At 72.1% G+C, this 8,854-nt stretch carries 7 protein-coding genes; 5 read left to right on the top strand and 2 right to left on the bottom strand.

The window, feature by feature from the left end; translation table 11 throughout:
* The first annotated feature begins 200 nt into the window (after positions 1 to 200).
* The 5 genes from AOK22_RS29220 (at position 201) to AOK22_RS29240 (ending at position 6,596) form a co-directional block, all read left to right on the top strand.
* Positions 201 to 1,109, top strand: a complete 909-nt coding sequence (locus AOK22_RS29220; RefSeq protein WP_107102055.1) for a TIGR03619 family F420-dependent LLM class oxidoreductase — start codon at positions 201 to 203, stop codon at positions 1,107 to 1,109.
* A gap of 16 nt (positions 1,110 to 1,125) precedes the next feature.
* On the top strand, positions 1,126 to 1,911 hold the full coding sequence (locus tag AOK22_RS29225; protein WP_055701726.1) for an SDR family NAD(P)-dependent oxidoreductase: 786 nt from the start codon (positions 1,126 to 1,128) through the stop codon (positions 1,909 to 1,911).
* Between the two features lie 221 nt (positions 1,912 to 2,132).
* Positions 2,133 to 3,260 carry an LLM class flavin-dependent oxidoreductase gene (locus tag AOK22_RS29230; RefSeq protein WP_055701727.1) on the top strand — a complete coding sequence of 376 codons (1,128 nt, stop codon included), beginning with the start codon at positions 2,133 to 2,135 and terminating at the stop codon, positions 3,258 to 3,260.
* A 115-nt stretch (positions 3,261 to 3,375) separates the two neighbouring features.
* Positions 3,376 to 5,115, top strand: coding sequence for an N-acyl-D-amino-acid deacylase family protein (locus AOK22_RS29235; protein ID WP_055701728.1), 1,740 nt, complete (start codon positions 3,376 to 3,378; stop codon positions 5,113 to 5,115).
* The gene (locus AOK22_RS29240) at positions 5,112 to 6,596 is read left to right on the top strand and encodes an aldehyde dehydrogenase family protein (protein WP_055701729.1); all 1,485 of its coding nucleotides are present in this window, start codon (positions 5,112 to 5,114) and stop codon (positions 6,594 to 6,596) included. Before AOK22_RS29235 ends, AOK22_RS29240 begins: the two co-directional genes overlap by 4 nt.
* A gap of 54 nt (positions 6,597 to 6,650) precedes the next feature.
* On the opposite strand, the gene AOK22_RS29245 is transcribed toward AOK22_RS29240, so the two are convergent.
* A complete protein-coding gene (locus AOK22_RS29245) occupies positions 6,651 to 8,189 on the bottom strand; it encodes a CehA/McbA family metallohydrolase (RefSeq protein ID WP_055701730.1) in 1,539 nt (512 codons plus the stop codon).
* Positions 8,190 to 8,333: 144 nt separating this feature from the next.
* Positions 8,334 to 8,663, bottom strand: coding sequence for a hypothetical protein (locus AOK22_RS29250; RefSeq protein ID WP_055701731.1), 330 nt, complete (start codon positions 8,661 to 8,663; stop codon positions 8,334 to 8,336).
* Between the last annotated feature and the right edge of the window lie 191 nt (positions 8,664 to 8,854).

Consider the following 8,854-nt stretch of genomic DNA (forward strand, 5'->3'; position numbering starts at 1 on the left):
CGCCCCGCCAGGCGCCCGCGGCCCCGCCCCGCAGGCGGACCCAAGGCGCGGGGCCCCGTTCAAGGCCGGCCGCGCGACCCCTTGTCTGACGGTGCGTCAGCTATCAGGATGTGACAGTCCGTCAGGTCTAGTGAGGGGTGGGTTCTCGCATGAACGGTGTCGGAGGGTGGGGGTTTCCGGCGGGGCGGCTCGTCTACGGGATGCAGCTCCCCATCCAGTCGCAGAGCACCCTGTACGCCGAGCCATGGGAGGCGCAAGCGAGCGTCGACGACCTCGTCGAGATCACCCGCACCGCCGACCACTCCGGCTTCGCCTACCTCGCGAGCTGCGACCACGTGGCCATCCCCCACCGCCTCGCCGAAGCGATGAGCACCACCTGGTACGACCCCGTGGCGACCCTCTCCTTCCTGGCCGCCGCCACCGAGAACGTCCGCCTCCTGAGCCACGTGGCCATCGTCGGCCTGCGCCACCCCCTCCTCTCCGCCAAGCAGTACGCGACCCTCGACCACCTCAGCGGCGGCCGCCTGATCCTCGGCGTCGGCGCCGGACACGTACCGGAGGAGTTCGAGGCGCTCGGCGTCGACTTCACCCGCCGTGGCCCCGTGCTCGACGAGGCCGTGGACGCCCTGAAGGCGGCCCTCGGCCCCGAGGAGTACCCCGAACACCACGGAAAGCGCTTCGAGTTCAGCGGACTCGGCCAGCTGCCGCGCCCCGCCCAGACGCACGTGCCGATCTGGGTCGGCGGCTCCTCGCCGGCTGCCGTGCGCCGCGCCGCGACCCGCGCGGACGGCTGGCTGCCGCAGGGCGACCCGCGCGACAAGCTGCCCGCGCAGATCGCGCGGCTCAGGCGGCTGCGGGAGGAGGCGGGGATCGCGGACCCGATCGTGGTCGGCGCCATCACCGAGGCGCTGTACATCGGGGAGCCCGGCTGGTCCGTCGGCCGCCGCACGCTCACCGGCAAGCCGCAGGCGCTCGCCGAGTCGCTGCGCGAGTACGGCGCGATGGGCGTCGACCAGATCCAGGTGCGGTTCCGCAGCCGGAGCCGTACCGAACTGACCGACCAGATGCGGGCGTTCGCCACGGACGTGGCCCCCCACCTCAACGACTGACCCCAGGGAGAGAGCCATGGGCAAGCTGGACGGCCGCGTCGTCATCGTGACGGGCGCGGCACGCGGGCAGGGCGAGCAGGAGGCGCGGCTCTTCGTCGAGGAGGGCGCGCGGGTCGTCGTCGCCGACGTGCTCGACGAGCAGGGCAAGGCGCTCGCGGCGGAGCTGGGGGAGGAGTCGGCGCTGTACGCCCACCTGGACGTCGGGGTGGAGGCGGACTGGCAGACCGCCGTGGCCGCCGCGAAGGGCGCCTTCGGCAAGGTCGACGGGCTCGTCAACAACGCCGGGATCCTCCGCTTCAACGAGCTGGTCAGCACCCCGCTGGAGGAGTTCCAGCAGATCATCCAGGTCAACCAGATCGGCTGCTTCCTCGGCATCCGCACGGTCGCCCCCGAGATCGCCGACGCGGGCGGCGGCACGATCGTGAATACCGCGTCCTATACGGCCCTCACGGGCATGGCGTACGTCGGCGCGTACGCGGCGACCAAGCACGCCATCCTCGGCCTGACGCGCGTCGCCGCGATGGAGCTGGCGGGGCGGAACATCCGGGTGAACGCCGTGTGCCCGGGGGCGGTGGACACCCCCATGACGAACCCGGCGCAGCTGGACCCGGCGGCGGACCCGGGGGAGGCGGGCGAGGCGGTCGCGGAGCTGTACAAGAAGCTCGTGCCGCTCGGCCGGATCGGCCGCCCCGAGGAGGTGGCGGCGCTCGCGCTCTTCCTGACCGGGGAGGACTCGGCGTACATCACCGGGCAGCCGTTCGTCATCGACGGCGGATGGCTGGCGGGCGTCAGCGTCCTCTGACCCCGGAGCCGCAGAGCATCCCAGAGCCCAGAGCCCAGAGCCCAGAGCCCAGAGCCACCCGAGCCCAGGGCCTCGGACGGACGACCGGAGACGGACGCCGGAGACCAGAGCTGACGTTGCGTCAGCTATTGACGCTCCGGCGGGCCGGTGGAACAGTCGACGCATCACGATCTGACGGGTCGTCAGAAACCGTCAGAACCTCACGAGGACGGTGAACCTCCTTGGAATTCGGTCTCTTTGTACAGGGATACGTGCCCGCGGCGCGGGCCAAGGTCGACCCCGAAGCGGAGCACAAGGCGCTCATCGAGGAGACCGAGTACGTCATCCAGGCGGACAAGTCGGGGTTCAAGTACGCCTGGGCCTCCGAGCACCACTTCCTGGAGGAGTACTCGCACCTCTCCGCCAACGACGTCTACCTCGGGTACCTCGCGCACGCCACCGACCGCATCCACCTGGGCTCGGGCATCTTCAACCCGCTGGCGCCGGTCAACCACCCGGTGAAGGTCGCCGAGAAGGTGGCCATGCTCGACCATCTCTCCGAGGGGCGCTTCGAGTTCGGGTCGGGCCGCGGTGCCGGTTCGCACGAGATCCTCGGGTTCATGCCGGGCATCACCGACATGAACCACACCAAGGAGATATGGGAAGAGACGATCTCCGAGTTCCCCAAGATGTGGCTCCAGGACGAGTACGTCGGCTTCCAGGGCAAGCACTGGTCGCTCCCGCCGCGCAAGGTCCTGCCCAAACCGTACGGGGCGTCGCACCCGGCCATGTGGTACGCCGCCGGGTCCCCCTCCTCGTACGCGATGGCGGGCAAGAAGGGCCTCGGGGTCCTGGGCTTCAGCGTGCAGAAGGTCTCCGACATGGAGTGGGTCGTCGAGTCCTACAAGTCGGCGGTCAAGGAGGCCGAGCCGATCGGTGACTTCGTCAACGACAACGTCATGGTGACGTCCACCGCGATCTGCGCGGAGACGCACGCCAAGGCCGTCGAGATCGCGGTCGGCGGCGGGCTCAACTACCTCCAGTCGCTGCTCTTCCGCTACCACGACACCTTCCCGCGGCCCGAGGGCATCCCCGAGTGGCCCGAGCTGCTGCCCGAGTACAGCGAGGAGATCATCGAACTCCTCATCGCCGAGGAGCTGATGATCTGCGGCGACCCGGACGAGGTGCTCACGCAGTGCAAGCGGTGGGAGCAGGCCGGCGCGGACCAGCTCAGCTTCGGGCTGCCGATCGGGATCTCCCCCGAGGACACGAAGAACACGATCAAGCTGATCGGCGAGCACGTGATCCCGAAGATCGACACGGACCCCGTGCACCGCACGACGCGCTTCCGGCAGGCCGCGGGTTCCTGACCCCCTGAGCCACCCCGGCTTCCCCTCCCGGACGGAAGCCGGGGTTCCGGCACGCCCGCACCCCGCACCCCAGCAAGCGAGAGCAGCAGCACGCAGTACAGGGAGGGACAACGTCATGCTCGACCACCTCATCAAGGGCGCGACCGTCGTCGACGGGACCGGTGCCCCCGCGCGCGTCGCCGACGTCGGCATACGGGACGGGCGCATCGCCGTCGTCGCCGAGCCGGGGACCGTCGCCGAGGAGGCGCGGACCAGCGAGGACGCCCGGGGACGGATCCTCGCGCCCGGGTTCGTCGATCCGCACACGCACTACGACGCGCAGCTGTTCTGGGACCCGTACGCGACGCCCTCGCTCAACCACGGCGTGACCACCGTCGCCGGCGGCAACTGCGGCTTCACGCTCGCTCCGCTGAACCCCGCGCGGCCCGAGGACGCCGACTACACGCGGCGGATGATGTCGAAGGTCGAGGGCATGTCGCTGGTCGCCCTGGAGGAGGGCGCGCCCTGGTCGTGGAGTTCGTTCGGCGAGTACCTGGACGCGCTGGAGGGGCGCATCGCGGTCAACGCCGGTTTCATGGTGGGGCACTGCGCGCTGCGGCGGTACGTGATGGGGGCCGACGCGGTCGGCGGGCAGCCGTCGGCCGGGCAGATGGAGGAGATGCTGCGGCTCTTCCACGACGCGATGGACGCGGGCGCCTGGGGCCTGTCGACCACGCAGTCCGGCACGCACTCCGACGGCGACGGGCAGCCGGTCGCCTCGCGGCACGCGAAGCCCGAGGAACTGCTCGCGCTGTCGCGGGCCGTCGCCGAGCACGAGGGCACCCAGCTGGAGGCCATCGTCGCGGGCTGCCTCGACCAGTTCAGCGACGACGAGATCGATCTGTTCGTGGAGATGAGCGCGGCGGCCGGGCGGCCCCTGAACTGGAACGTGCTCACCATCGACGCCGCCGTGCCCGAGCGCGTGCCGCGCCAGCTGGTGGCGAGCGAGCGGGCCCGCAGGTCCGGCGGCCGGATCGTCGCCCTGACCATGCCGATCCTCACGCCCATGAACATGTCGCTCGGCACGTTCTGCGCGCTGAACCTGATCCCCGGCTGGGGCGACGTCCTCGGTCTTCCGGTGCCCGAGCGCATCGCGAAGCTGCGGGATCCGCAGGTGCGCGGTGAGATGCTGCGGCGCGCGGAGAGCAAGGAGGCGGGCGTCTTCCGTCGGCTGACGCACTTCGGGCGGTACGTCATCGGGGACACGTACTCGGCGGCGAACGAGGGGCTGACCGGGCGGGTCGTGGCGGACATCGCCGCCGAGCGCGGCCAGGAGCCCTTCGAGTGCCTCGTCGAGATCTGCGCCCACGACGACCTGCGCACGGTCCTGTGGCCGATGCCCACGGACAACGACCCTGACTCCTGGGCGCTGCGCCAGGAGACCTGGCAGCACGAGGACGTCATGCTGGGCGGCTCGGACGCCGGCGCGCATCTGGACCGCATGTGCGGCGCCCCGTACACGACGCGCTTCCTCGGGGACTGCCTGCGCGGCCGCAAGCTGGTCGGTCTGGAGGAGGCGGTGAAGATGCTCACCGACGACCCGGCGCGGCTGTTCGGGCTGCGCGAGCGCGGCCGCATCGCCGAGGGCTACCACGCCGACCTCGTCCTCTTCGACCCGGAGAGGATCGACGCGGGCAAGGCCACGCTCGTCCACGACCTGCCCGGCGACAGCCCGCGCCTGGACTCCAAGGCGATCGGCGTCAACGCGGTCTGGGTCAACGGCGTCGAGGCGATCCGCGAGGACGTCGTGTCGGGCGCGGTGCCCGGCAAGGTGCTGCGCTCCGGCCGCGACACCAGGACGGTGAGCACCAAGTGAGCAGGAAACAGAGGCTGTTCATCGGCGGCGAGTGGGTCGAGCCGGACGCCGGGCACTACGAGGTGGTGAACCCGGCGACCGAGGGCGTCGTGGGCCTCGCGCCCGAGGCGAGCCGGGCGCAGGCCCACGCGGCGGCGTCGGCGGCGCGCGAGGCGTTCGCGAGCTGGTCGCGCACCCCCGCGCGGGAGCGGGCGGCGGTCCTGGAGCGCGCGGCGGCCGTCCTGCGGCGGGACTTCGACCGGCACGCGGACCTCGCGGGCGCGGAGAGCGGCGCGACGACCGGGACGGCGCGCGGCATGCAGGTCGCCGTGGCGGTGTCGCGCTTCCAGCGGTACGCGCAAGGGGCCCTGGAACCGGTCGAGTCGGCGCTGCCGCCGCAGATCAACGAGGCGAGCCCGATGGGGAGGGCGGGCGTCATGGGGGCGCTCGCCGTGCGCCAGCCCGTCGGCGTCGTCACCTGCATCACCTCGTACAACAACCCCTGGGCGAACCCGGCGGGCAAGGTCGCGCCCGCGCTGGCGATGGGCAACACGGTCGTGGTGAAGCCCGCGCCGCAGGACCCGCTGTCGGTGTACGGGATGGCGGCGGCGCTGGAGGAGGCGGGGGTGCCGCCCGGCGTGGTCAACGTGGTCTCCGGACGGGAGAGCGCCGTCGGCGAGGCGGCCGTCGACTCCCCGGACGTCGACATGGTGAGCTTCACCGGTTCCACGGCGGTGGGGCGGCGCATCGGCGAGGTCTGCGGGCGCGGCATGAAGCGGCAGCTGATGGAGCTGGGCGGCAAGGGCGCGGCGATCGTCCTGGACGACGCGGACGTGGACGCGGCCGTGGCGGGGATCGGGACGACGTTCTCCTTCTACAGCGGGCAGATCTGTACGGCGCCGACCCGGGTGATCGTCCAACGCCCGGTGTACGAGCGGCTGTTGGAGAAGCTGACGGCCTACATCGGCTACCTGAAGGTGGGCGACCCGCGCGAGAGGGGCACGGTCGTCGGACCGGTGATCTCGGCGGCCCACCGCGACCGGATCGAGTCGTACGTCGAACTGGGCCGCAAGGAGGGCGCGCGCCTGGTCGCGGGCGGCGAACGCCCCACGGGCCCCGGCCTGGACAAGGGCTTCTACGTCGCCCCGACGCTCCTGGCCGACTGCACGAACGACATGCGGGTGGTCCGCGAGGAGGTCTTCGGTCCGGTCGTCGTGGTCGTTCCCTTCGACGCGGCGGGCCCCGAGGAGGCCGAGGAGACGGCGATCGCCCTGGCGAACGACAGCGAGTACGGCCTGATCGACTACGTCTGGTCGGGCGATGTCGCCCGCGCCTTCCGGGTGGCCCGCAGGCTGCGCGCGGGCGGTGTCGGCGTCAACACGATCGGCCGCAACATGGAGGCCCCGTTCGGCGGGTTCAAGCAGAGCGGGGTGGGCCGCGACGTCGGCTCGTACGCCCTGCACGCGTACAGCGAACTGCAGTCGATCGTGTGGCCGGGGTGAGCGCCGGCCGGGGCGGCGTCCTCGCGGACGGCGCTCCGGCCGGTGCCGCTCCGGTCAGCGGCGCCCGAGGAAGATCGGGTTCGTGAACGCGGTCAGCGGGCCCGGCAGGCCGGCGACCACCGGGGCGTGGCGGACCTCCGCCCGTACGTAGGCCGCGTACTGCGCGGTCGTGCGCCACTCCACCGTGCCCGTGCCGGACGGGGGCAGGGCCGGGCTCGTGTGGAGGACGCCCTGGTCGGTGACGAAGCGGACCGTGCAGCCGGGGGCGCCCTTGACCTCCAGGCGGACGGTGACCGGGGCGTCGCGGTCGACGTCGAGGCGTTCGCCGATGCCCGCGTGGGCGCCCTTGCCGCCGGCCGCCGTGAAGGCGAGCGCCACGTCCTTCGTCTCGGCGACGTAGGAGTGGCCCTTGCGGATGCCGTCCTGGATGGCGTCGCGGGTCAGGTCGTCGGCGAGGACGACCGTCTGCGGGCCGCCGATGCGGTCGGGGTCGCGGTGGGCGTCGCTGTTGCCCATCGCCGGGATCCACTGCCGGTCGCCGCGCACGGAGGCGACCAGCATGCTGTCCCAGTCGGCGAGGGACACCTCGTCGTCGGGGGTGTAGGGGCCGTTCCACACCTCCACCGCGTCGGCCTCGCCGAAGCCGAACTTCCAGTTGCAGCCGACGCAGGTGGCGTGCGGGTGCGCGGGCACGACCAGGCCGCCCGCGTCGCGGATCTTGCGCGCGTACGTCCCGAAGCGGTTGTCGCGGGCGCGGTAGCGCCAGTCGACGAAGGTGCCGGGGTCGATGCCGAGGGCGACCACGTGGCCGTTGCGGGTGGTGACCTCCTCGCCGAGCATGATCAGCAGGTCGTCGCCGGCCTCGGGCGCCCAATGGGCGTGCGCGGAGTGGGTGTTGTGCTCCGAGCTGTTGATGAAGTCCAGGCCCGCGGCGCGGGCGAGCGCGGCGATCTCGGCGAGTGTGCGGCGGCCGTCGGAGTGCACGGAGTGGAGGTGGCAGTCCCCGCGGTACCAGGCACGGCCGCGGCCCTTGGCGCGTTCGGGCGGGTAGACGGGCTTCGGGGTCGTGCCCGGTGCCCCGTAGGTGAGGGTGATCGTCACCTCGTAGGGGAGGCCCTCGGGGGCGACGGTGTAGGGGCCGAGCGCGATGTGCCACTCGCCGGCTCTCACCGGTCCCGGGACGTAGCCGGGCGTCGCCTCGTCCGCGCGGATGAAGAACTCGGTGCGGGCGCCGCCGGACCAGCCGCGGAAGCCCCGGCCGCCGAGGTCCGTGCCGCGCTCGTCGAAGACGCCGATGTCCAGGGCGTTGCCGACGGTGCCGGCCGGGACGGACGGCTTCTCGTAGGTGTACGCGACGTGGATCTCCTGGACGCCCCGCGGGACGTCCACCGGCAGATACACGTAGTCCGGCGACCCGGTGGGCAGGGTGCCGCGCACCGTCCTGCTCTCCTTGCTCCCCGGAGAGGGGGCGCGCCGTTCGGCGCCGCTGGCGAAGCTCACGCTGTTCAACGTAAGCGCGGCGGCGGCTCCCGTCACGAACAGACCGCGCCGGTTCATTCCCTTGTGCGCGGGGTGTACGGCGTCCTCACACATGCTGCGGCTCCCCAGGGTGTCGGTGGTGACGTGGGTGGTGCGGGCAACCCTGGTATTGAGCCGTGAACTGTGCGTCAAGGGAAGGTGATTGACGGACCTACGTACGGGGGCGGCGCTTCGGGCCCGGACGCGGCCCTCGGCCGCCTACTTGCGGTGGCGGCGCATCGCCATGAGCGCGAGGACGACGACCAGCACGACCACGATGACGATGATCCAGCCGATCAGCCCGAAGGACTTGCTCTTCTTCTTTTTCTTCTTCTTGGTCGACTGCTCGGCGCTGCTCTTCACGACGCCGGCCTTGTGGACGGGCTCGGCCCGGACGGCGCCGGTGGTGGCCTGTGCCGTGTGCCGCGCGGCTGCCGTGGACGGCGCCGTGGCGGCGGACGGCGGCGCCGCCCCGTACGCGACGGCGGGCGCCGCGCCGCCCAGCAGGGCGGCGGTCAGCAGCAGGGTGGTGGCCGGACGTGGTCGCATGCGAAACCCCCTGGAATCACGGGACCTGGCGCATGCTAGGACAGCCGGGGACTCCCGTCACCCTCGCCCACGGAGCGATCCGTCCTCGCACGGAGCCTCGCCGCTCCCAGGGCGACGTGTGTCGGCCATGGGAGGTAGGGACGGTCCGCCGTGTGGTGGAGAGGGTCCGGTCCGGTGGGGGACGTGTGGGG

The sequence above is a fragment of the Streptomyces silaceus genome (genome assembly GCF_001419745.1).
In the GTDB taxonomy this organism is placed as follows: domain Bacteria; phylum Actinomycetota; class Actinomycetes; order Streptomycetales; family Streptomycetaceae; genus Streptomyces; species Streptomyces silaceus.

Bases quoted from the DNA above. Each gene is read 5' to 3' on its own strand.
- AOK22_RS29250 (WP_055701731.1), bottom strand. From the start codon at position 8,663: ATGCGACCACGTCCGGCCACCACCCTGCTGCTGACCGCCGCCCTGCTG.
- AOK22_RS29220 (WP_107102055.1), top strand. From the start codon at position 201: ATGCAGCTCCCCATCCAGTCGCAGAGCACCCTGTACGCCGAGCCATGG.
- AOK22_RS29235 (WP_055701728.1), top strand. From the start codon at position 3,376: ATGCTCGACCACCTCATCAAGGGCGCGACCGTCGTCGACGGGACCGGT.
- AOK22_RS29225 (WP_055701726.1), top strand. From the start codon at position 1,126: ATGGGCAAGCTGGACGGCCGCGTCGTCATCGTGACGGGCGCGGCACGC.
- AOK22_RS29245 (WP_055701730.1), bottom strand. From the start codon at position 8,189: ATGTGTGAGGACGCCGTACACCCCGCGCACAAGGGAATGAACCGGCGC.